Genomic DNA, 23219 nt, shown 5'->3' on the forward strand with positions numbered 1-23219 from the left:
AAGCGTAGAAGAGAGAAATGAAATTAAAAGTCGGACAAATAAGAAATGCTTAGTTTGTTATCGAATTGTGATTTCGGTCACTTATTAGGCGTGTTGTGGGGTTTTCAGTCAATTCTGACTGGCAAAATTTAAAGTTCGTTGCTTTATTAGTATGACTAAAGCGCGAAATTTCATCGGGACAACGGTGGGGAGCCGGGAGAAAACATGAAGTTAATGCAGTCCAGAAATGTGAACGGAATGACCGCTGGTGCGATGCTGCTACTGGCGCTGATGACAGGCTCTGCGGGCGCAATGGCAGCAGAACCGGCATTTTTGAATACGGCGCAAATGGTCGTTGTCCGTCAGCAATTGCGCGACCACACGGCTGCGCCGCAGACCACCGAAGCGTATAAGCATCTGCTGGCGGCGGCAGATTCCGCACTGAAAAAACCTGAACTGAGCGTGACCGACAAAGGGTTGACCCCGCCGGGCGGCTCGAAACATGACTATCTCAGTCTGAGTGCGTACTGGTGGCCGGACGACAGTAAACCTGACGGTCTGCCGTGGATCCGCAAAGATGGTCATGTAAATCCCGCCAGTAAAAACGATCAAAGTGACGGCGTGCGGCTGGCTGATTTTACCGCACGTGTGCAGAACCTGACGCTGGCCTGGTATTTTTCCGGCGAACAGAAATACGCGGATAAAGCCGCCAGCCTGCTGCGCACCTGGTTTATCACGCCACAAACACGCATGAACCCGAATCTGAATTTCGCGCAGGGCGTGCCGGGCATCTCGCCGGGGCGCAACGCCGGTGTGCTGGATGGCCGCTATTTTTCCACCCGCATTGTGGATTCGCTGGTGCTGCTGCGCGGCAATCCTGCGTGGACGGACAATGACGAACAGCAAATGCGCGGGTGGATGCGCGATTATCTGACATGGTTGCAGGGCAGCAAAATCGCGAAGAAAGAAGGGCGCACGCAGAACAATCACGGCAACTGGTATGTGACACAGGTTTCGGGTATTGCGTGGTATCTGGGCGATAACACGGTGATTGGCGACATGGCGAATCTGATGAAAAGTAAGCTGGATGTGCAACTGAAACCCGACGGCACGCAGCCTGCCGAACTGGCGCGCACACGTTCTTTCCATTACAGCTATTTCAATTTACAGGCGATCAGCATGATGGCGGTGCTGGCGCAAAAAAAGGGTATCGACCTCTGGCATTACCAGACGCCGCAGGGTGGCAGCGTACTCAAATCGCTCGATTTCATGGCGCGCTTTACCGATCCGGCGGTGCCGTGGCCCTACAAATCTCTTGATCAGATCCGCGTACGTCCCGTGCCGTTACTTTCCTGGGCGGATAATTCTACCGGCGAAAAGCGCTATGAGCAGCAAATCCGCAGCGCGACATTCACCTTACCGCCAGTGGCGAAATCCGCTTCCGGTGGCTATCACGAAGACGTCACGCGGGGAGCGGTAATGGAGGCCGAAAGCGAAACCTGGCTGCTTTCCCTGCCATCGTTTGCGGCGGGATATGTTGCGCCACATGCGCCGGAGGATAAAAAATGAATCACTGGCAGCCGTTGCTGATAAGTCACAGCGAGGCGGAGAAACTCCGTGATCAGCGGGATGCGGATTCTCTGCTGGGCGCTGCGCTGCGGGCGCAAATTGCCACGCTGGAAAAGATGCTCGCGCAACCGCTGAACATTCCCGGTCATGGCGAAGCGGGTGGTCCGGAGCATACGCAGCACAAGCAAAATTATCTGGGGATAAACCTGGCCGGACGTTTATTTCTGATCACCCATGAGCCACGATATTTTGATTATGCGCTGGCGCTGCTGAACGGTTATGCCGCTGTTTATCCGACGCTTGGCAGTGCGACCAGCAAGGACAGTAATTCGCCTGGTCGCCTGTTTCATCAGACGCTGAACGAAAACATGTTCTGGCTGTACGCTGTTGAAGGCTATCACTGCCTGATGCCGTCACTCGACGCCGCACAGCGGGAACATATCGAAGCTAATGTGTTTCGCGTGATGGCGGATGATGCGCTGCACCGGCATACCAAAGATTTTGATATTGTACATAATCACGGTATCTGGTCGGTAGCGGCTGCGGCCATCAGCGGATATGTGCTGGGCGATTCTTCGCTGGTGGAAAAGGCGCTGTACGGCCTGAAAGGTGACAGTGAGAGCGGCGGATTCTTTGCCCAGCTTAGTCAGCTTTTTTCACCGGACGGTTATTACATCGAAGGGCCGTACTATCACCGTTTCGCGCTGCGGCCGCTTCTGTTACTGAGCGAGGCGATTGAACGCCGTCAGCCAGAATTAGAGATTTACCCGTTCCGCGATCAGATCATCCGCAAAACCTGCGAAGCCCTGATGCAGACGGCTTTCCCCGACGGCACCTGGCCTGCGCTGAATGATTCATCCAAAACCATCAATATCTGCGATGACGGTGCGGTGATCGCCGCCAGCGTCTGTTATTCCCGTTACGGTCACAATCCGCAGTGGATTGCTGCCGCGCAACAACAGCACACCGTTTGGGTCAGCGCCGCCGCGCTGGACTTATCCGCCGCGTTGCAAAAATCGCCTGCGCAACCCCTGAACTGGGGCAGCGTTGAACTGCGTGATGGCCCCGAAGGGACGCAGGGCGGCATCGGGATTTTGCGCAGTGCTGCAGAAAGTCAGGACATGGCGCTGCTGTGGTACGGGCAGCATGGCAGCATTCCCCGCCTGCATTCGGCGCTGAATCACGGTCACTTTGACGGCCTGCATCTCAGCCTTTTCAGCCGCGGAAGCGAATTCCTGCGAGATTATGGCTTTGGTCGTTGGGTGAACGTCGAGCCAAAATTCGGCGGGCGCTATATTCCTGAAAACAACAGTTACTGCAAGCAAACCGTTGCTCATAACACCGTGGTGGTTGACGGGCTAAGTCAAAATAAAGGCGACAGTCTGGAGGCCGAAAAACGCTGGGGCGAACCGCATTTCTTCGTGACGAAAAATCCGGCAGAACAGGGCATGAGCGCCCGGCTGAAAAACTACACGCAAGGCGTCGACCAGCAACGCACGGTACTGATGCTCAGCCTGCCGGAACTGTCATCACCCCTGATAGTGGACGTCTTCCGGCTGAACAGCGCACAGCCACATCGTTACGATTATTGCCTGCATCATCTCGGTCAGTTTGTCCGCACAGACGTTGCGCTGGAAGCAGCAAACACGCTGAAACCGCTGGGCAAAGAACATGGCTATCAGCATTTATGGGATTGCGCGCGTGCGCAAATTGCAGCCGGTGATTCGGCGTTATTCAGCTGGCTCGATGGCGACAGTTACCACACGCTGGTCAGCGCCTTCCCGAAAGGCGGCGAACTGATTATGGCGCGCACCGGTGCGACCGATCCGCATTTCAATCTGCGCAGCGAACCGGCTTTACTGCTACGAACGCACGGCACGAACGCTATTTTTGCCAGCGTGTTTGAAACTCACGGCTATTTCGATGAAGCGACCGAAACCTCCATCGATGCACGTGGCAAGGTGGAGCGTATCAGCGTGGTCAGCCATGACGATGAACAAACCGAACTGAATATTTTCTTTGCCGCCAACCGGACGTTGAACGTTCGCATCAGTAACTGCGCCGCACCGGCAGCGGAAGACGCTTTCAGCGTGGCGTGGCAATCCGTCTCACCTCTGAACATCCCTGAATCATAAAGGAGTCATTATGTTTAACGATTTGAAAGGTCAGCGTGTTTTGATTACCGGTTCAACCAAAGGTATCGGTCTTGCCGCGGCGCAGGCATTTGCTGCGGCGGGTGCGAAGGTCGGGATCAACGGCCATCGCCAAGATGCCAGTCTCGATAAACTGGCGGCGGAGATTGCCAAAAACGGCGGCGAAGTGGCGTACTTTGGCGCAGATGTGACGAAATCGGCTGAGTGCGAAGCGCTGGTGGCAAACTTCGTCGAACGTTTTGGCGGCATCGACGTGCTTATCAATAACGCGGGCGGTCTGGGCGGACGTCAGGGGCTGGAAAACATCGACGACGAATTTTACGACCATGTCATGGATTTAAACGCCCGTTCGGCGCTGATGGTGACAAAATTTGCCATCCCGCATTTACGGCATGCGGCGAAACAGAGTGGTAAAACCACGTCGGTGATCAGCACTGGTTCGATTGCCGGACGCGAAGGCGGCGGGCCGGGAGCCAGTCTGTACGCGGCTTCAAAAGCCTGGCTGCACAATGTTCACCGTAACTGGGTGAAGGAATTCACTAAAGACAACATTCGCTTCAACGTCATTTCGCCGGGTACCATTGATACCGTTTTTCACGCAGATAAAAGTGCAGAAGTGCGCGAGAAAATCTCCGGTTCCATCGCGATGGGGCGTTTCGGTACCTCTGAAGAACTGGCTCCGTCGTACCTGTTTTTCGCTTCGCACGCCTGTAGCGGTTACATCACCGGACAGATATTAGACGTCAATGGCGGCCAGATGGCGCCGTAGCGCACAGTTTGGATGTTTCAGTGCGGCGGGCGCATGCAGCGCGCCGTCGCCTGAACTATGATGTCGGCAATCTGCACAGTAAAAAGGGAAGACTATGACGATGCAGTTTGAAACAGCCGCAGGCATGACCCGTGGCCTGAATACGCATATCGCCCGTGATATCGCACGCAAAATTCTGTCGGGTGAACTGGCGTCGGGAGCCATTTTGCCGAGTGAAATTGAACTGGGCGAACAGTTTGGCGTCAGCCGCACCGCGCTGCGTGAGGCGCTGAAATTGCTGACCTCGAAAGGATTACTCGAGTCGCGTCCTAAAATTGGTACCCGCGTTAAAGAGCGCGCGCAATGGAACATGCTCGATCCGCAGCTGCTGGAATGGATGCAGGGCATGGAAGCGACAGAAGAAATCTATCACCAGTTTCTGGAATTTCGCAAAGCCATTGAGCCGCACGCGACCGCGCTGGCCGCCGTTAATGCCAGCAAAGAACAGCGCATTGAACTCTCGCGGATTTACCGCCAGATGTGCCATGTCGCTGAAAATTTTGATGCTGAGCAGTGGGTAGATATCGATACCAAATTTCACCGGATGATCTTTATTGCCTCCGGCAACTGTTTTTACGTGCCGTTTGGCAACGTGCTGACCACCATTTTTAAATGGTTCTTTGAGTATTCCTCAAAAGAAGGGGGCATGTGCCTGAATGAGCATAAAAGGATTTATGAAGCGATTATGGCCGGAGACGAAGGTGCCGCATTTTCAGCGTCGCTGAGCCTGATGAAAGGGCATAAGCACCGGTTGCATCAGACTTAACATCATCAACATCATTCTAATCTGTTCCCGCAAGCGCAGCGTAGCCTGCGCTTTTTTATGTCATGTGATCCGGATATGGGATTTCTGATACAAAAATGAAACAAATGTCACGGGGGGTTACGCCACAGTGCCAGTTCATCGTATAGACTTGTCATAATTATTACGGTTTAATATTTTTATCGACAGGATATATTTAATGATGCTCGAAAATTGCCAATCGATAATATTAATTATAAGCCCGGTGAATGCATGAAAATACTTAAAGTCAGTGATTTCTTTCTTTCCGAAGAACATGCTTTTAGTTTATTTGATATGAACCGTCAGTCGATGGAAGATGTACACGGTCATGAATTCGATGAACTGGTAATAGTGCGCAATGGCAGCGGGTTTCATATCATTAACGATCAGGCGGAATTTATCCACAAGGGCGATTTTTTCATCGTCAGTGCGCATGATGTTCACTGTTATGAATCCACCAATAAGTTGTCTATCACTAATATTCTGTTACACAAAGAAAGGTCATTTCATTTCATCAATAATATTGGAGAGCTGACGGCGGGCATTAAAGAATATACGGCGTCGATGAAAAAGAGACGTGCCGGATTAACAGATGAGGAACTGGCACAAGTTATCGAACTGACTGATAAGATAACCCGTCAGTGTGACGCCCGATATGATAAAGCTTACTTTGCTATGGCGGAGTCTTATCTGTTATCGATGATGGTTATGCTGTATCAGTGCTCCACTCGCAGGGAATGCCGGGCCACTCCGACGGATTCCGGTAAGCGCCATCTGCTGAACTATTTACGCGAAAATTACACGTGCAATATTAACTGGGATTATTTGTGTGAAGAAAGCGGTGTCGCGAAAAGAACTATGTTCCGGTTTATAAAAGAGATCACCGGATATACACCCGAAAAGTTTCAACAACGCTACCGTTTATTGAAAACACAGGAGCTATTACGCACCTCAGATCTAACTATCGGGAAAATAGCAACGCTATGTGGGTTTTCCACCCCCTCCCGCTTGACGGAGGCTTATAAGAAACAGTTTGACCGCACACCCACTCAGGAACGGATGCGGGTGAGTAATAGTGTCATTGCAACACAGGGTAATTAGGCAGTGATTTTTATAAAACCCCCTTATTAAAAGTAATAACAAAAACCATAATAAAAGTAAAAGAAAGGATCTCTCACCGACTTATTAATTCACCGTCACCTCTGAAGGACATTATTATGTCAACCACTAAACAACTTAATCCCTGGTACGTCGGGGTGGTTTCCGGTATGGCGTCATATATAGATTCTGCCGCTATTGTTTCCAACGGAACTGCGCTGGTGATATATCAGAAAACGATCGGCACTACTGTTGTTCAGATAGGCATACTTTCCGGAATATTAACACTGAGCATTGCGCTCGGCGCACTCACGGGTGGAAGGCTGGGCGATTGTTACGGCAGGCGTAAAGTGTTTATTGCCACGATGGCGATGATCATCACCGGCACCTTGCTGCTGGCGTTCGGCGATACCTTCCCGCTGCTGCTGGCCGGTACCTTGCTGGTCGGGCTGGCAACCGGAGCTGATTTACCGGTTTCGCTGGCAACTATTGCCGAAGCAGCAACTGATAAAAATCGCGGCAAGATTATCGGGTTGTCGAACCTGCTGTGGTTTTTAGGTATCGGCACGACGATGGCGATCTCCTCCATTGTGGGCGGATGGGGGCGGCCTGGCGCACAGATTATGTATCTGCATGTTTGCACCGTGGCCGTTGTTTTGCTGGTTTTACGCTGCACAATCCCGGAATCGCCGTTGTGGCTGACCGCGCGTAATGAACGCCGCGCCGGAATCGTGACGGTTCGTGCACAAAAAGCAGCATTTAAAGATCTCCTGCACGGAAAATACCTGTGGCCTTTTGTTGCTCTGTGCGTGTTCTATGCATTTACCAATCTGGCTGCGAATACCGGCGGTCAGTTCGGGACGTATATTGCGGTCAATGTGGTGGGAATTTCCGTCGAACAAAACTCGATGTGGAATCTGCTGACGATGCCGGTCGGAGTATTTTCCGGGATCATGTTTATGCGGTTTGTCGATACGTCAAAACGTATTCCCGTGTTTATTCTGGGTGCCTTTTGTTTCGCGGGTGGATTCTTCCTGCCGGTAATATTTAATTTCTCTCCGGCGTCCTGGTTCTGCTGTTTATTCTTCACGGCAATAGGCAGTGGTCTGGCTTTCGAAGGAATAATGAAAGTCTGGTCGCAGGAATCCTTTCCGACCATGCTGCGGTCTACTGCACAAGGCGTGATCGTCGCGGTCTCAAGATTATTATGCGGCGTACTGGCATTTATTACGCCGCTGCTGCTCAATGCCGGTCCTCAGGTCCTTTATACCTTGTTATCCGCGACAGTGGCCTGCGGATTGTTCATCGGCTGGATCTGTTTCCACGGCAAACAACGAAACGAATTTAACAGCGAAGCCGGTGTGCTTATTAAAGAATCAGCCTCTGAATATCCGGTATCTGCTGTAAAACAACTTTAATTATGCATTTCAACGCTCATGAGAATTACACGAGGAGTCACATATTATGCTCGCAGTCACCAGACTTACACTGAATCAGGAATCCGCATTATCAGGCGTACAGGAACTTCCTGTGCTGGGCTGGGAAATTGAAAGTCCCAGGAGAAATGTCCGTCAAACTGCGTACCGTATCCAGGTCAGTCATGAAAAGAGCTTCGATAATATTTTGCTTCATAGTGAATGGCAGCAATGCGAGCATTCAAATAATGTCACCCTGACCGAACTGATGATGACCTCCTCGCAGCGTTATTTTATTCGTGTGCAGGTGCGGGATGATCAGGGCGAAACCAGCAACTGGAGTTCGGCGGCAGAAATGATTTCCGGCGTACTTTATCCTCACGAGTGGCTGGCTGATTTCATTTCTGGCGAAAAGCCCGCAGATAAAATTCATTCCGCAGGCACTTTATTGCGCAAATCATTTGTCCTTAACCGTGCGGAAGAAATTCAGTCAGCGTTTATTCATGTCAGCGCACTGGGGCTTTATGAATTACATCTTAATGGTCTTAAAGTCGGAGAAGATGCCCTGACGCCGGGCTGGACGAGTTATCACAATCACTTACTTTATCAGACCTATAATCTGACCGGATATCTGAACAAGGGTGAAAATGTCCTTGGCGCGATAACGGGCGCTGGCTGGTATAAAGGAGATATGGGTTTCAGTCGTCATCGTAATTATTATGGCGAACAAACCGCGCTTATTTCACAGCTGATCATTAATTACAAAGATGGAACGCAGGATATTGTGGTTAGCGATGAAAGCTGGAAGGCCCATGATTCTGCCATTATTTTTTCAGAAATTTATGACGGTGAAATTTATGATGCGCGCAGGGAGGTATCAGGCTGGTGCGAGAAAGGTTTCTCCGGGGATGGCTGGCGTCCGGTGAGTCTGATGACGCATGAAAAATCTACGCTGGTTGCGCAGGGAAGTAACACCGTGAGAAAAATGGAAGAACTCAAACCTGTTCAGATGATTACCACGCCGCAAGGCGACACCGTGATTGATTTCGGGCAGAACCTCAGTGGTTGGGTGGAGTTTAACGTTCGCGGCAATGCGGGCGATAAAGTGGTATTGCGCCATTTTGAAGTGCTGGATGCTGACGGCAATGTGTATCTGGATAATCTGCGTACGGCCACGCAGCGCACGGAATACGTGCTTAAAGGTGAAGGCGAGGAAACCTGGCATCCGCACTTTACCTGGCAGGGTTTCCGCTACGTAAAAGTGGAGGAGTACCCGGCACGGCTGGATCTGACAAACTTTACGGCCATTGTTTTGCATTCTGCGATGGAGCAGACCGGCTATTTCGCCTGTTCAAATCCGCAACTGAATCAGTTGCACCACAACATTTTGTGGGGGCTGAAAGGTAACTTTGTCGATGTGCCGACGGACTGCCCGCAGCGTGATGAGCGACTGGGCTGGACGGGGGATGCGCAGATTTTTTGCCGCACGGCGAGTTATCTGATGCAAACCCGCAATTTCTTTGCCAAATGGCTGACCGATCTTCGTTATGACCAGACTCCGGAGGGCGGCGTGCCGCATGTCATTCCGGACATCCTCACCGGGCACTGTGAAAAAGACCGTTTGCTGTCTGAAGGCGGTACCCATTCCGCGTCGGCGTGGGCGGACGCGGCAGTGATCAATCCATGGACGATGTACCTGATGTATGGCGATACCAAAGTGCTGGAAAATCAGTACGCCAGCATGAAAGGCTGGATTGATTTTATGACGGCACATGCCGAAAACCATATCTGGCACTACAGCTTACAATTTGGTGACTGGGTGGCGCTGGACGCCAAAGAGGGGAGTTACTTCGGTGCCACACCAAACGACCTGACCTGCACGGCGTATTACGCTTATTCCACGCAATTGTTCGCCAAAACGGCCAAAGTGCTGAAGCGTGATGCAGATTTTGAACATTACGATGCCCTGCATCAGGCAATTGTCAGGCGTTTTCAGGAGGAATTCTTCACGCCTTCCGGGCGACTGGCTGCCAGAACGCAAACCGCGCACATTCTGGCGCTGTATTTCAATCTGGTGCCTGAAGCGTTTCGCGAGAGAACAACCGATACGCTGGTTGAATTGCTCAATGAACACGATGGTCACCTGGTCACCGGTTTTGTCGGCACACCGTATTTCTGCCACGCGCTTAGCCAGAATGGGCGCATTAAGGAAGCCTGGAATTTACTGCTGAAAGACGATTTCCCGTCATGGCTTTATCAGGTGAAAGCCGGTGCCACCACTATCTGGGAACACTGGGATGGCATTAAACCGGACGGCAGTATGTGGAGCGCTGATATGAACTCCTTCAACCATTATGCCTACGGCGCGGTGGGCGAATGGCTTTACCGCGTGGCGGCGGGGATTGAGGCCGACGAGGAACACCCCGGATTCAAGCATTTCATCATCAAACCGTTGACCGGCGGCGGCCTGAGCTGGCTGGAAACTCGTTATCAGTCAGTGTACGGCGCAATAGGCGTTCGCTGGGAAGTCAGTGGTAAAGAGGTGAGTCTGTGTGTGAAGGTTCCGGCAAATACCTCCGCCACCCTGGTGCTGACAGACGGTGAAGCGCTACTCGAAGCTGATGGTGTTGATTTTATCCGTAATACTGAAGGATTTAGCGCAGAGATTGGCTCAGGGGAATACCGGCTGAAATATCACGTAGCGGATTAAATGGTTAAAGAGATAAATCAGTAAAACGCCTCCTTGACGAAAAGGAGGCGTTTTTGTTTTATTTGCAGAAAAATTACAGGTAACGGTTTTCCAGATGTGCACGGAAGAACGCCGGATTCAGCGTTTCTCCGGTGGCATTCTTAATCAGCTGATCCGTTGAGAAACGGCTGCCGTGCTGCCAGATATTTTGCTGCAACCACTGGAACAACGCCGTCAGGTCACCGCGCACGATATCGTCCTGCAACGTTGGAATAGCTTTGTTGGCAGTCTGGAACAACTGCGCGGCATACATAGCACCCAGCGTATACGTCGGGAAATAACCAAAACCACCGTCGGTCCAGTGAATATCCTGCATACAACCGTCGCGGTAGTTCCCGACTGTATTGATGCCCAGATATTCCTTCATCTTGCTGTTCCACAATGCCGGAATATCATCGACTTCGATTTCGCCTTCCATCAGCGCTTTTTCGATTTCATAACGCAAAATCACGTGAGCCGGATAGCTCAGTTCATCAGCATCAACACGGATGAAACCGGGCTGAACGCGCTGATTCAGCTTCATGAAGTTGCTTTCATCCAGCCCTTCACGATGACCGAACTGCTCGATAACCAGCGGATAGACAGATTTCAGGAAGGGTTCGCTGCAACCTAATTGCATTTCAAACAGCAGACTCTGGGATTCATGCACACCCATTGAGCGGGCGCTGGAGACCGGCTGGCCGAGCCAATCTTTCGGCAGATTCTGCTCGTAACGCGCATGACCGGTTTCGTGGATCACCCCCATCATGGCGCTGAGGAATTCTTCTTCGTTATAGCGCGTAGTGATACGCACATCCTGTGGCACACCGCCGCAGAACGGATGCGCACTGACATCCAGACGACCGGCACCAAAGTTAAAGCCCAGACGTTCCATCACTTTCAGGCCGAGCTGGCGCTGCTTTTCGATGTCAAACGGACCTTGCGGCGCAATGCGGGTTTCGGATTTTTGCTTTTCGACCACGGTCTGCAACAAATCCGGCAACCAGGTTTTCAAATCGCCAAATAGAACATCGAGCTTTTGCGACGTCATACCCGGCTCGTATAAATCGAGCAGGGCATCGTAGCGGCTGATGCCCGCGGCTTCTGAACGCAACTGCGCTTCCTGACGGCTCAGTTTCACCACTTCTTTCAGGTTATCAGCGAAACCCTCCCAGTCGTTGCCCTTGCGCTGAATACGCCATGCCTGTTCGCAGCGAGCACCCGCCAGCGATTTTGCCTGCACCAGACTTTCCGGCAACAGAGCGGCCTGCTGATAATGACGGCGCATTTCACGCAGATTTGCCTGTTCGACGTCATTAAGCTGTTCGCCGCTCGCCTGTTCCAGCCATTCACCCACTTGTTTCGCGGTGAGGATCTGATGCGTCAGCACGCTCAGTTCCGCCAGCGCTTCCGAACGGGCTTGTCCGCCTTCCGGAGGCATCATAGCGGCTGCGTCCCAGCCTGCGATTGCCGATAAATGGCCAAAGCGGGAGAGGCGGGCGAAAGTGTCGTGTAGTTTTTTATATGCGATGGTCATTATGGCTCCCTTCCTGATTTTCATTATTAGGCTGTTCAACAGCCAGATTAAATGTGGGTTTTACCGGCCAGCTGAAACGCAAGCTGGCGCCGCCCAGCGGGCTGCTGTCAACGGCAATGCGCCCCTGATACGCCACGGCGATGGAATGAACGATGGCTAGCCCCAGCCCGCAGCCGCCGGTGGCACGATCGCGGCTAGGATCCAGGCGCACAAAAGGCTCAAAGATCCGCTGGCGTTCTTCCGGCGGAATGCCAGGCCCGTCATCTTCGACTTGCAGGCTGGCCAGTTCACCGTCGAGCCACAGGCTGACGCGCAGGGTTTCCTGCGAATAACGCAGGCCGTTATTGACCAGGTTGTCCAGCACACGCTCCATCAGGCGTAAATCTACGCCGCCGAAATCGCTGTTTTTCGGCGCGTCGTAAAGGATCGTGCGCTCGGTGATCATGCGGAAATCATCGACTTTATCTTCCAGCCATTCTGCCAGATTGACTTTTTCCAGATTCAGCGTCACCTGCGGCCGGTCAAGGCGCGCATACGTCAGCAGTTCATCAATCAGCGCTTCAAGCTGTCCGATATCCCGGTTGATGGCGTTTTGTTCCGCCTCGGGTAGATTTTCGCTGATGGCCAGCCGGTAACGCAGGCGAACCAGCGGTGTGCGAAGTTCATGCGCGATGCCGTCGATCAGCAGTTTTTTACTGGCGACCAGCGTGCTGATGTTGTCCGCCATCTGGTTAAACGCTACGCCCAGCCGGTTCAGGCTGGAAGTCGAATCAAAATCAATGCGCTCGTCGAGATGCCCGTTGCCCAGGCGCAGCGCCGAGTTTTCCAGACGCAGCAGATCCTGCCAGTGCGGACGCATCCACAGGAAGACAGGTAACGCGAGAGACAGGCCGATGAGCATGAGCAGAACGAAATCGAGCACGCGCATTTCGTGCATATAAAACAGATACGGGATCGGCCCGACCACCAGCACGTAGTGGCTGCGCGGTACCCGCTGGATAAACGTATATTCATCATCGAGTGCGACGATTTCGCCGTCTTTCAGGCGCTGATCGAGCAGCGGGCTGAGTTTGCGTTTACCGAGGGGTTCAATGTGCAGTTTGAAAGACAGATTCAGGTCCAGCGTATTGATGGTCTTATTCCAGTCTTTGATCGGGATTTCCCTGAGCTCACTGCGCATTAAATAGAGTGAACTTTTCATCAGGTCGTTCATAGACTGCCGGCCAGTTTTCTCTGCGGTCACTTTATAGACCAGCCCGACCAGCATCGCCATGACCATAAAGCAGACCAGCAGCAACAAAAAGAACTGGATGAAAAGCTTTTTCATTCCTGCAGAGACTCCCAGGCGTTAGGGGCAAACAAATAGCCTTTGTTGCGCACGGTTTTAATGCGGAATGGTTCCAGGGTGTTGTCGTACAATTTACGACGCAGGCGGGAGATTGCCACGTCGATGCTGCGATCCAGCCCGTCATAGCTGACGCCACGCAGGTTTTTCAGCAAGGCTTCGCGATCCATAATGCGGCCAGCGTGAGTCGCCAGTTCCCACAGCAAATCAAAGTCAGAAGTGGAGAGCACAATCGTTTCATCGACCAGCGTCACTTCGCGGTTAACCGGATCAATGCACAACTGACCAAAGTGCAGCGCATTGCCGCCTTTCAGTGTCTGAACCGGTTGCTCGCTTTGAATGGTCTGCGCCGGACTCTGGCGTAAATGCAGGCGTAAACGCGCCAGAAGCACCGCTGGCGGCGTCGTTTTCAGAATGTAATCGTTAGCGCCCATTTCCAGCGATAAGATGTGGTTCATGTCGCTGTCGAGCGAGGTCAGCAATACGATGGGTCCGGGGAATATAGGCCGTAAATCGCGGCACAACGTCATGCCGTCTTTGCCGGGAAGCATGATGTCCAGCAGGACAAGATCGGGTTTTTCTTTCTCAATGCGTGCCTGCGCGGTATCGCCTCGCGGCTCCACCAGAACATCGATATCGTGTTTACCCAGATAGGCGGCGATCAGGTTGCCGACTTCTACATCATCTTCTACAAAAACGATTTTATTCATTGGCTTGCTGCTTTTAGAAATCCGGTGATTAGCATAGCGTGACCCGCCTGACGGCGCCATCCTGCTAGCGTAATAGAACATGTCAGTTTTGCGGCGTTAATTCCAACTCCGCGAAATACTTTCGATAAATTCTGAAATGACAAATTTTGTCTGCCCATGCAATAACTGCTCAAACTTAAGCACCCAAACCGACTGGCAAAGCATCCGTGAATTATGCCATTATATAGATGAATATCTTCATCGTTACAGATTGATTTGCCTAATTGAATAGCATAAAGAAGGATCGGCATAAACCCGCGCGCCGGGCCGGACTTCCTATGCCCGACTCATACGTTCAAGACTCGTACGTTCAATTGAACAGGCCCTGACCAGGAAGAGGAAGAGGGGATGAATGAAAACCGCCTGGTACCCGATGCGCGCAGTCAAAAAGCGTCCTTTGACTATATGGAATATTTGTCCGCATCCTGCAAAAAGAAATGGAGTTTTGTTGACGCGATTTACGGCGTGATGCCGTTCTTCGGCATGGTACTGAAATCCCGTTCTAAGAAAGAAAATTCCAGGCAGGAAGCCTTACGCGCACTGGCGTTACAGGTAGTTTCCACCCAGGTCAGCGATGAGACCAATATCGTCCGGTTGATTGAACTGGCCGAGCAGCAAAATATGTACAGCATTGATATCAACCTGCCGTACTCACTGACCGAAGAACAGCTCACCGCAATAAAAGTGGAATGCAAACATCTGGTGCAGTTAAGCCAGAATAACGATCATCTGTTAGTACAGATTATGCAGATGCCTTCCCAGCACTGATTTCTCAGTGATGCTTGCAAAAATAAAGGCCGCTTTCGCGGCCTTTATCATGTCTGCAGTTTCCCGCTTATTTCTTTAGTTCTGCACGCAGGTCTTTCACGTCTGAGGCTGATACCGGCGCGGCGGCATTTCCCCAGCTGTTACGGATATACGTCAGCACGTTGGCCACATCGGCGTCGCTCAAGTTGGCATCAAACGAAGGCATCGACGGCGCCGTCGGTTTGCTGTCGGTCGCGACCGGGCGGCTGCCCGTCAGCACGACGCGGATAAGCGATGTCGCGTTGGTCTGATTGATGAGCGCCGAATCGGCCAGACGCGGGAACAAACCTTCCTGACCTTTGCCTTCCGGCGTATGGCACGCAGAACAACGGTCAGCATAGATATGTTTCCCGGCCATCATGGCGTTATCTTCCGCTTTCACCGGCGCCGGAGCTTTATTCCCGCTGTCGTGACCGCTGTCTTTCAGATAGACCGCCACGGCTTTGAGATCTGCATCCGTCCAGTGCTGTGAAGAGTTGGTGACTTCTTCTGCCATCGGGCCGGACGCCATATCGAAGCGGTTAGAACCGGTCTTCAGATATTGCATCAGATCTTCCTGGGTCCAGTTGCCGATACCGGTGTGCTTATTGCTGGTGATGTCCGGTGCAACCCAGTTTTCTACCACTGCGCCTTGCAGGAATTCGCTGTCTTTGTCGCCGCCAATCATATTTTTCGGCGTGTGACAGGTTCCGCAGTGTCCCAGGCCTTCAACAATATAAGCGCCGCGATTCCATTCGGCAGACTTATCCATCTGCGGTTTGAATTCGCCTTTGTTGAAGTTCAGCCAGTTCCAGCCCATCAGACTGGTACGCACGTTGAACGGGAACGGCAGCTGGTTGGTTTCGACTTCATGATGCACCGGTTGCAGGGTTTGCAGATAAGCCCAGATCGCGGCGTTATCTTCACGGGTGACTTTGGTGTACGCCGTGAACGGCATCGCGCCGTACAGACGTTTTCCGCCGTGACCGATACCTTCAGACATCGCGCGCTGGAAGTCGTCGAAGCTCCATTTGCCGATACCTGTTTGCGGATCCGGCGTGATATTTGCACCGACCAGACGACCAAACGGCGTTTCAATCGGTACACCACCGGCGAAAGGTTTGGCATCCGGCGTCGAGGCGGTATGACAGGCCGCGCAGTCGCCCACGGTGGCCAGATAACGCCCGCGTTCTACCTGCTCGAATGAGCCGTCGCCCGCGGCGTGTGCCAGACCGGAAACGCTCAGTGCCAGTAATCCGAGTGAGAATGACGTTAACTTTTTCATGCGATCATCTCTCCCGGTTTTTTCAGATAGAAATTACGGATGGCATGAGCGGCTTTAAACGCCAGCGCACCCACGGTGCCGGTCGGGTTGTAACCTGGGTTCTGCGGGAAGGCAGACGCGCCGACCACAAACAGGTTTGGCACATCCCAGACTTGCAGATGTTTGTTGACTGAACTGGTGGAAGGATCCGCACCCATCACAAAGCCGCCGACCACGTGTGAAGACTGATACGGCGTACCGTTCCAGTGGCCTTTCATCGGGTTAGCGACCAGCTGACGCGGGTTCATCGCTTTGGCGATTTCAGCAACTTTACCGGTGCAATAGGCGGCCATTTTCAGGTCGTTTTCCGGGAAGTCGAAGGTCACACGCAGCAGCGGACGGCCCAGCCGGTCTTTGTAATTCGGATCGAGCGACAGATAGTTGGTTTTAGTGGTGTAGCTGCTGGCCTCACAACCAATCGACATCGAGCTGAGATAATTGGCGACTGTGGCTTTTTTCCATTCGGAACCCCATTTTGGCGTTCCCGGTGGCACGGGTCGGTAACCAATAGGCGCGCCGCCGATGGGGGTTACACGGATACTGCCGCCGCCGAAGAAGCCGAGACCGCTGTGGTCAAAGTTATCGTTGTTAAAATCATCAATGCCCATTCCGACCGCGCCTGCGCCGATGAACGGGTTGAAGTTCTTGTCATCGAAGAACAGTTGCACGCCGTTGGCGGTCTGATAAGCATAATTACGACCGGTGGTGCCGCTTAACGTAACCGGATCGTACGGTTTGCCGATACCGGAAAGCAGCATCAGGCGCACGTTTTCAAAAGTGAATGCACTGACAATCACCAGATCGGCGGGCTGTTCCCACTCGTCACCGGATGAATCGATGTAAATCACGCCGGTCGCGCGTTTGCCGGTGGAATCGGTCAGCACCTGCATGACTTCACAGTTGGTACGGGCTTCGAAATTCTCTTTGCGGATCAGCGCCGGTAACACGGTAGTGATGGCGCTGGCTTTCGAATAGTTTGCACAGCCATAGTTGGTGCAGAAACCACAGTACGTACAGGGCCCCATTTTCACGCCGAGCGGATTGGTGTAAGGCTCGGAAATCAGCGAAGAGGGTACCGGGAACGCTTTGTAGCCCATGTTGCGCGCCGCTTCAGCAAACAGCGTCGGGCCATAAGGCTGATCCATCGGGCGGGTCGGATATTCAATGGAGCGCATCCCTTCATACGGGTTACCGCCGTCATGATGTTCGCCTTTCACATTGCTGGCTTTTCCGGAAACACCGGCCAGCCGCTCAAAAGAGGCGTAATGCGGCTCCATCTCTTCCCAGTCGGTGCCCCAGTCCTGCAACACCAGCTCTTCCGGGATGGCATTTGCGCCGTAACGTTCGGTCAGATGGCTTTTCAGGCGGAATTCATCCGGCTGGAAACGGAAGGTAATGCCCGCCCAGTGATTGCCTGCGCCGCCGGTGCCGTTACCAGGGTGGAAAGAACCCCATTCGCGCATCGGCAGGGCAGTTTGCGCCGGATTGTTACGGATAGTGATGGTGTTCTGGCGGGTGCGCAGCATCAGTTCCTGACGGCTGTTGTAGCGCAATTCGTCGGTGACGGTCGCCACGTTAAAATCACGGGCAGTATCGCGCCACGGTCCGCGCTCAATCGCCACCACATTCAGGCCTTCGTCGCATAATTCATTGGCGATGATCGAACCGGCCCAGCCGAGCCCGATAACCACCACGTCGGTTTTAGGTAATTTCTTTGCCATAATGTTGTTCTGCCCTTAGCTTTTCATTTTCCATGCGTCGCCGCCCGAAATACTCAGCGGTTCCAGATCGAGTTTCTGGTTATGTTTGCCGACATATTCGCGGTAGTCGTAGCGTGCGCCAGGGAAGCCCAGCATTTTCCACGACACCATATTGCGGTTACCGCCATAAATAGGATCGGCGAAGAAACCTTCCATCGTATTTTTCAGCGCAATGGCGAAGAACAGTTTGGAATCGATCCCATCGAGAGCTATTTTTCCGTCTTCCAGACCGGACAGAATTTGGTCCTGCTGGTCACCGGGCAAGTCCTTGAACAACTTCTGGTGCTGAGACTGGGTATATTTATCCAGTGCAGCCAGGCCGAGACGGTAGCGTTGCTGGGGAACCAGCGGAGACTGATCGCCTTGTTCCGGCGTGCCTTCCTGGAAAGGGCCTTCCATATAAAGGCGGGCGTAGGTGCCGTAGAAACCAGCCAGCTGACGGTCGATAAACACAGCGCAACCGGCTTCTTTGCCGCCGGCACTCAGATTATCGGCAGGTACCAGACGGTCTACGATAGCTTCCATTGCAGCGGCTTCAGCGTCAGTGAAGAACGCCCAGCCATCGATGTCAATTTGGGGCGGTGGGCTCGCGTCAAAGGGGCTCCACACGGGCGTTCCTTTAAGCGTGACTGCGTTAGCGGCTTTGGCTGCGCCCAACACCGCTGAGGCTGCCGTGAACGAGAGGATCTGCCGGCGAGTGACACCGGGCAAAGTTTTTTTGCTCATTTAAGTTCCCTGTTTTTTAGAAGGGCTAAGTGTTGCAACAACGGGCTATAAATGGCGTTCATCGGCCTGTTTTGGTCAGTGAAACATCCGCAGGTGAAAACGCCATTCTGATTTGAGATACGCTCTGCATAAGCAGTCGGGTGGCATCAAAAATCGTTAACCTGCTAAGAATAAATGAAAACACTCTGTAAAGAAAAATGGTTGATGTGTCAAAAATGTTATCAAATGTGTGTGAATTAGTACTTCTGATGTAATTTTAGATGAAATTTTGTGATCTGATGACAAAACATCCATATATTCATCAAGGAAATGAATGTGGATGATTTCATTTAAGGAGGAGGGGGTTGTGACCTTTTGTGGCATGAAGGTTGAATTATACTGCTCGTAAGGTAAGATCGAATCTTACTGGCAAAATGTGTAAGGCATGACAAACGTCACAGATTTTTTTTCTGATTTATTGAAGCGTTACGCGGCCCCTGCCATCCTTGCAGGAGGAACTGCTCTCTATGCTGTAAGCGCCAGTGCGCTGACGGCAGACCCTGCCGAATACAGCGCCCTCAGCTATAACCTCAGCGGTTTTCTTCCCGCCAGCGACACTCAGTCAACGTTTAATACCGGCGCTGCACCTCAGACCAATGCTCTGCCAAGCCTGGGCAGCCAGTACATTAAAAATGACACCGGTCCGAGCGCCACTGAAAAACAGCTGGCGACGACACTTAAAGAACTGGGTACCACCACCAGCGACAGCGACGATCCGCTGCGCATACAGGCCGAAACGCTGGCGCTGACTCAGGCCGCCAAACTGGTTCAGAAAGAAACCAGCAGCTTACTTTCGCCACTGGGCACGGTCAGCACGACACTGGATGTCACGGGGCATAATCTTGACGGCAGTTCCGGTCAGCTTTTCAGCCCGTTGTACAATTCTGAAAACAATCTGGTCTACAGCCAGATTGGGCTGCAAAGTGCCTCGGATGCCACGGTGGGTAATTTCGGTCTGGGCCAGCGCTTTAATACCGGCTCGTGGATGCTGGGTTACAACGCTTTTATCGATAATGACTTTGACCATCAGCTGACGCGCGGGAGTCTCGGCGCAGAGGCCTGGACAGATTATCTGCGTTTCTCGACCAACTATTATCAGCCGTTTTCCTCCTATAAAGCCGACAGCAGTACGTCTGCTCAGTTACGACGTCAGGCACGTGGTTACGATATTTCGACTAAAGGTTATTTGCCGTTTTATCGCCAGCTGGGCGCATCGCTCAGTTACGAGCAGTATTTTGGGGATCAGGTCGATCTGTTCGGTAATGGTACGCGCCAGACTAATCCTTCAGCAGTTTCATTCGGACTCAATTACACGCCGGTACCGCTGGTCACAGTGATGGCGGAGCATCAGGCGGGGCAGGATGGTGATAATCAGGATCTGGTCAAACTGACGCTGAACTACCGGCTGGGTGTACCGCTCGCTCAGCAACTGTCATCACAGAATGTGGCGGTGGCGCGATCGCTTCGCGGAAGCCGGATGGACATGGTGGATCGCAATAATATGCCGGTGATGGAGTTTAAACAGCGTAAAACGTTATCGGTCTATTTAGCCACGCCGCCGTGGTCATTACAGCCGGGCGAAACTGTGCCGCTGAAACTGCAATTACGCGCGCTGAATTCAATCGTGGCACTCAGCTGGCAGGGCGATACACAGGCGCTGAGCCTGACGCCACCGGCGAATAACCGTAACCCGGACGGGTGGAGCGTCATTGTGCCGCCATGGGACAATTCGCCGGGCGCGACCAACAGCTACCGGCTTTCCGTCACGGTCGAAGACAGCAAATCACAAAAAGTGACCTCCAACTGGATCACCCTCAATGTGTCCCCGCCACTGACCGCGCAGCCGCAATACGGCGATGACGCGGGGCTGAATTTTTAACTGATATCACTGATAACCTTGCTCCTCCCTCTGCGAAGGGGCAGGCCGCGAGAGAGTTTAAAAGGTTAACATCGGGTTAAAGCACATTGCTCTGCAACACCCAAACCGCAGCTTCGACGCGGGATTTCAGTTTCATTTTTTTCAGCAGATGTTTGACGTGAACTTTCACTGTGCTTTCGGTGATATTCAGACGGCGGGCGATCATTTTATTCGGTAAGCCTTCAGCAATCAGCTTGATGATGTCACGCTCGCGCGGCGTCAGGGACTGAATGTCGCGGTCTCCGCTCGGGCGGCTTTCACGCAGGCTGGCGGCCAGCACCGGTGTCAGGGCTTCGCTCAGCACCATTTTCCCCGCAGCGGCGTTGTGCAGCGCGGTCAGCAAATCTTCCGGCTCCATATCTTTGAGTAAATAACCGTCCGCGCCGCGCTTGAGCGCCGTCACCACATCATCTTCATGATTGGAAACGCTGAACACCACAATGCGCCCGGAAAGCGAGGTCTGGCGCATGCTGTCGAGCGTATCGAGACCGTTCATGCCCGGCATATTCAGATCCAGCAAGATCAGGTCGGGATCGAGCTGTTTCGCCAGTTCCACTCCCTGTTCGCCGTTGCTCGCTTCGCCAATCACCTTCAGGCTGGTATCCAGCGCAATCAGCTGTTTAACGCCGTTACGCAGCATCGGATGATCGTCAATCAGCAAAATAGTGGAAGGGGTCATGTCGTTCATACTTGCTCCTGGGGATTAATGGGCAGGGCTTCCGGACGAAAACGAACCGTCACTTCGGTGCCGCCGTCCGGGCGTCGGGCAACCCGACATTTACCATGTAAGGTACTGGCGCGATCCTGCATGATGATCAGACCATAATGATTTTGTCGCTCGACATTCGGCGAAATACCCTCGCCGTTGTCGCAAATACGCAGGGTGATTTCACCGTTATCGCAATGCAGGGAAAGCGAAACCTGCGTTGCCCTGGCGTGCTTATAAACATTATTCAGCGCTTCACGCGCGATATGCAGCAGATGAATACCCTGATTAGCCGGTACAGAACGCGGCGGGATCTGATAATTGAAATCTATTGTCAGACCCATGCGGCGTGAGAATTCATCGGCAGTATGTTGCAGCGCCGCCCTGAGACCGGGGGTATTCAATGTTAGACGGAAGGTGGTGAGTAATTCACGAAGCTGACGGTAAGCAGTGCTCAGTTCGTCACGCATTTGTTGCAGCAGATTCTGATCTTCTTCGCTGAAATCACCGGCGTGCATTTGCAGACAGGCGACCTGAATTTTCAGGCATGAAAGCGACTGAGCCAGTGAGTCGTGCAGTTCGCGCGCAATCGCCGAACGTTCTTCCATCAGCATCAGCTGTTGCTGATGTTCGGCCTGACGCGCCAGCATCAGTGTACTGGTCAGTTGCTCAAGCAGGGTGCTCACCAGTTGTTGCTGGGCGTCATTGAGATTTTCACCCGGCGGCAGTTGCGCCAGTAATACGCCGTAATTTTCACGCTCATCGCGCAGACTCCAGCTCAGTGACTCGCTGTTATCATCGGGATGTCTGCCTTCTTGCGGACTGAGCGGCGGGCGGGGCGACGTGTTACTCAACTCCTGAAACACTCCGGCATTAAACACTTCGGCGCTGTTATTTTCGTACTGTCGCAATTGCACTCCGTTCAGCGGCGTCAGTGATTGCAATTCTTTCAGCACCGGCTCCATCCGCGCTTCGAGCGGCTCGCTGGTGTGAAGCTGACGGCTTACGCGATACAGATAATCCAGCATCTGATTTTTCTGCTGCAAGTCGGCGGTTTTCTCCGCCACGCGTTGCGCCAGATTATCGACCATTTCCGCCAGCGCCAGAGACATGCTGTTAAGGGAATCGCCGAGAATATCCATTTCGTTATGGGCGTCACCATTGGCGACCCGGTTGCGCTGATAACGATGGCTAAAATCACCGGCGGTGATGGCACTGGCTTGTGAGAGCAAACTTCTCCACGGAGCCAGCAGGTGACGGCGCAGGAACCAGATGGTCAGCGCCAGAAGCAAAAGGGTCACGGCGACCAGACCGCGCTGGATTAGCGAAATCTGTTGTAAATGGTATTCAGTTTTATGTTCCAGTTCGGCGACCAGCGTATCGAGCTGACCGACGAATACGGCGATATTGGCAGACACATCCTGCGGATGCTTCGCGGTGAGAATCTGATAGCGCAGCGTTGTCTGCCAGTAATTACGCAGCGCCTGAAACTGCGGTTGCAGGTTTTCGCGCTCAACGGCCACAAGCAAATCGGCACTGTTCTGGTCGGCTTCTATCTGGCGAATATAAGCGATGCTTTTATCTTTACCTTCCAGCGGCACTTCGGACAACAAACGGTAGCTTTGCATGCGCAGCGAACCGGCTTTATTGATCGCGTGGGCATTGCCTTCAATACTTCCCGCCATCCACGCAGCCATACTCATCCCGCCAATACCCAGCAGGCCAAGCAGCAACATCAGTAATGTTGTCTGGCTGACCAGTGAAAGAGATGGCAAAACACGTTTAAGCATGGAGA

Annotated in this window: 17 protein-coding genes; 9 read left to right on the forward strand and 8 right to left on the reverse strand. The window is 52.7% G+C overall.

Features of this window, described 5'->3' with window-relative positions; all coding sequences use genetic code 11:
• Positions 1-213: 213 nt before the first annotated feature.
• From D5398_RS10060 to D5398_RS10090, 7 genes are all read left to right on the forward strand, one after another.
• Positions 214-1548, forward strand: a complete 1335-nt coding sequence (locus D5398_RS10060) for an alginate lyase family protein (protein WP_415838462.1) — start codon at positions 214-216, stop codon at positions 1546-1548.
• Positions 1545-3683 (forward strand): heparinase II/III domain-containing protein, encoded by a 2139-nt coding sequence (locus D5398_RS10065; protein WP_120507499.1) that lies wholly within the window; start codon positions 1545-1547, stop codon positions 3681-3683. Before D5398_RS10060 ends, D5398_RS10065 begins: the two co-directional genes overlap by 4 nt.
• 10 nt (positions 3684-3693) lie before the next feature.
• A complete protein-coding gene (locus D5398_RS10070) occupies positions 3694-4470 on the forward strand; it encodes an SDR family NAD(P)-dependent oxidoreductase (RefSeq protein WP_120507500.1) in 777 nt (258 codons plus the stop codon).
• 94 nt (positions 4471-4564) lie between these two features.
• The gene (locus D5398_RS10075) at positions 4565-5275 is read left to right on the forward strand and encodes a FadR/GntR family transcriptional regulator (protein WP_120507501.1); all 711 of its coding nucleotides are present in this window, start codon (positions 4565-4567) and stop codon (positions 5273-5275) included.
• Positions 5276-5524: 249 nt separating this feature from the next.
• Positions 5525-6394, forward strand: a complete 870-nt coding sequence (locus D5398_RS10080) for a helix-turn-helix domain-containing protein (protein ID WP_120507502.1) — start codon at positions 5525-5527, stop codon at positions 6392-6394.
• 116 nt (positions 6395-6510) lie between these two features.
• The gene (locus D5398_RS10085; protein WP_120507503.1) at positions 6511-7809 is read left to right on the forward strand and encodes an MFS transporter; all 1299 of its coding nucleotides are present in this window, start codon (positions 6511-6513) and stop codon (positions 7807-7809) included.
• Between the two features lie 46 nt (positions 7810-7855).
• Positions 7856-10516, forward strand: coding sequence for a glycoside hydrolase family 78 protein (locus D5398_RS10090; protein ID WP_120507504.1), 2661 nt, complete (start codon positions 7856-7858; stop codon positions 10514-10516).
• A 73-nt stretch (positions 10517-10589) separates the two neighbouring features.
• Here D5398_RS10090 and D5398_RS10095 read toward each other — a convergent pair whose 3' ends face one another.
• From D5398_RS10095 to rstA, 3 genes are read right to left on the reverse strand one after another with little or no spacing between them, the layout of a single operon-like run.
• Positions 10590-12071 carry a carboxypeptidase M32 gene (locus tag D5398_RS10095; RefSeq protein ID WP_120507505.1) on the reverse strand — a complete coding sequence of 494 codons (1482 nt, stop codon included), beginning with the start codon at positions 12069-12071 and terminating at the stop codon, positions 10590-10592.
• Positions 12055-13398 carry a two-component system sensor histidine kinase RstB gene (gene rstB / locus D5398_RS10100; RefSeq protein ID WP_120507506.1) on the reverse strand — a complete coding sequence of 448 codons (1344 nt, stop codon included), beginning with the start codon at positions 13396-13398 and terminating at the stop codon, positions 12055-12057. The genes D5398_RS10095 and rstB overlap by 17 nt, the downstream gene beginning before the upstream one ends.
• Positions 13395-14126 (reverse strand): two-component system response regulator RstA, encoded by a 732-nt coding sequence (gene rstA / locus D5398_RS10105; RefSeq protein WP_120507507.1) that lies wholly within the window; start codon positions 14124-14126, stop codon positions 13395-13397. The genes rstB and rstA overlap by 4 nt, the downstream gene beginning before the upstream one ends.
• Before the next feature lie 387 nt (positions 14127-14513).
• Between rstA and D5398_RS10110 the strand changes: the two genes are divergently transcribed.
• Positions 14514-14933, forward strand: a complete 420-nt coding sequence (locus tag D5398_RS10110) for a hypothetical protein (protein WP_120132990.1) — start codon at positions 14514-14516, stop codon at positions 14931-14933.
• 67 nt (positions 14934-15000) lie between these two features.
• Here the strand turns inward: D5398_RS10110 and D5398_RS10115 are convergent, their stop codons facing one another.
• Genes D5398_RS10115 through D5398_RS10125 form a run of 3 tightly spaced genes read right to left on the reverse strand, consistent with a single transcriptional unit; the run spans position 15001 to position 18761 of the window.
• A complete protein-coding gene (locus tag D5398_RS10115) occupies positions 15001-16236 on the reverse strand; it encodes a c-type cytochrome (RefSeq protein WP_120507508.1) in 1236 nt (411 codons plus the stop codon).
• Positions 16233-17996 carry a GMC family oxidoreductase gene (locus tag D5398_RS10120; protein WP_120132988.1) on the reverse strand — a complete coding sequence of 588 codons (1764 nt, stop codon included), beginning with the start codon at positions 17994-17996 and terminating at the stop codon, positions 16233-16235. The genes D5398_RS10115 and D5398_RS10120 overlap by 4 nt, the downstream gene beginning before the upstream one ends.
• Before the next feature lie 15 nt (positions 17997-18011).
• Positions 18012-18761 carry a gluconate 2-dehydrogenase subunit 3 family protein gene (locus tag D5398_RS10125; RefSeq protein ID WP_120507509.1) on the reverse strand — a complete coding sequence of 250 codons (750 nt, stop codon included), beginning with the start codon at positions 18759-18761 and terminating at the stop codon, positions 18012-18014.
• Between the two features lie 424 nt (positions 18762-19185).
• Here D5398_RS10125 and D5398_RS10130 point away from each other — a divergent pair, with 424 nt between their 5' ends.
• The gene (locus tag D5398_RS10130; protein WP_120507510.1) at positions 19186-20679 is read left to right on the forward strand and encodes a YchO/YchP family invasin; all 1494 of its coding nucleotides are present in this window, start codon (positions 19186-19188) and stop codon (positions 20677-20679) included.
• A 76-nt stretch (positions 20680-20755) separates the two neighbouring features.
• On the opposite strand, the gene narL is transcribed toward D5398_RS10130, so the two are convergent.
• Together narL and narX are read right to left on the reverse strand one after the other, a co-directional pair.
• Complete coding sequence (narL, locus tag D5398_RS10135; RefSeq protein ID WP_112290142.1) at positions 20756-21406, reverse strand: two-component system response regulator NarL; 651 nt, start codon at positions 21404-21406, stop codon at positions 20756-20758.
• Positions 21403-23214 carry a nitrate/nitrite two-component system sensor histidine kinase NarX gene (narX, locus tag D5398_RS10140; RefSeq protein WP_120507511.1) on the reverse strand — a complete coding sequence of 604 codons (1812 nt, stop codon included), beginning with the start codon at positions 23212-23214 and terminating at the stop codon, positions 21403-21405. The genes narL and narX overlap by 4 nt, the downstream gene beginning before the upstream one ends.
• Between the last annotated feature and the right edge of the window lie 5 nt (positions 23215-23219).

The organism is Rahnella bruchi, assembly GCF_003614975.1.
Lineage (GTDB): Bacteria > Pseudomonadota > Gammaproteobacteria > Enterobacterales > Enterobacteriaceae > Rahnella > Rahnella bruchi.

What these genes read in the sequence shown, in the direction of transcription:
- narL (WP_112290142.1), bottom strand. Translation starts at nt 21,406, where the DNA reads ATGAACGACATGACCCCTTCCACTATTTTGCTGATTGACGATCATCCG.
- rstB (WP_120507506.1), bottom strand. Translation starts at nt 13,398, where the DNA reads ATGAAAAAGCTTTTCATCCAGTTCTTTTTGTTGCTGCTGGTCTGCTTT.
- D5398_RS10125 (WP_120507509.1), bottom strand. Translation starts at nt 18,761, where the DNA reads ATGAGCAAAAAAACTTTGCCCGGTGTCACTCGCCGGCAGATCCTCTCG.
- D5398_RS10110 (WP_120132990.1), top strand. Translation starts at nt 14,514, where the DNA reads ATGAATGAAAACCGCCTGGTACCCGATGCGCGCAGTCAAAAAGCGTCC.
- D5398_RS10060 (WP_415838462.1), top strand. Translation starts at nt 214, where the DNA reads ATGCAGTCCAGAAATGTGAACGGAATGACCGCTGGTGCGATGCTGCTA.
- D5398_RS10065 (WP_120507499.1), top strand. Translation starts at nt 1,545, where the DNA reads ATGAATCACTGGCAGCCGTTGCTGATAAGTCACAGCGAGGCGGAGAAA.
- narX (WP_120507511.1), bottom strand. Translation starts at nt 23,214, where the DNA reads ATGCTTAAACGTGTTTTGCCATCTCTTTCACTGGTCAGCCAGACAACA.
- D5398_RS10120 (WP_120132988.1), bottom strand. Translation starts at nt 17,996, where the DNA reads ATGGCAAAGAAATTACCTAAAACCGACGTGGTGGTTATCGGGCTCGGC.
- D5398_RS10115 (WP_120507508.1), bottom strand. Translation starts at nt 16,236, where the DNA reads ATGAAAAAGTTAACGTCATTCTCACTCGGATTACTGGCACTGAGCGTT.
- D5398_RS10090 (WP_120507504.1), top strand. Translation starts at nt 7,856, where the DNA reads ATGCTCGCAGTCACCAGACTTACACTGAATCAGGAATCCGCATTATCA.
- rstA (WP_120507507.1), bottom strand. Translation starts at nt 14,126, where the DNA reads ATGAATAAAATCGTTTTTGTAGAAGATGATGTAGAAGTCGGCAACCTG.
- D5398_RS10075 (WP_120507501.1), top strand. Translation starts at nt 4,565, where the DNA reads ATGACGATGCAGTTTGAAACAGCCGCAGGCATGACCCGTGGCCTGAAT.
- D5398_RS10130 (WP_120507510.1), top strand. Translation starts at nt 19,186, where the DNA reads ATGACAAACGTCACAGATTTTTTTTCTGATTTATTGAAGCGTTACGCG.
- D5398_RS10085 (WP_120507503.1), top strand. Translation starts at nt 6,511, where the DNA reads ATGTCAACCACTAAACAACTTAATCCCTGGTACGTCGGGGTGGTTTCC.
- D5398_RS10080 (WP_120507502.1), top strand. Translation starts at nt 5,525, where the DNA reads ATGAAAATACTTAAAGTCAGTGATTTCTTTCTTTCCGAAGAACATGCT.
- D5398_RS10070 (WP_120507500.1), top strand. Translation starts at nt 3,694, where the DNA reads ATGTTTAACGATTTGAAAGGTCAGCGTGTTTTGATTACCGGTTCAACC.
- D5398_RS10095 (WP_120507505.1), bottom strand. Translation starts at nt 12,071, where the DNA reads ATGACCATCGCATATAAAAAACTACACGACACTTTCGCCCGCCTCTCC.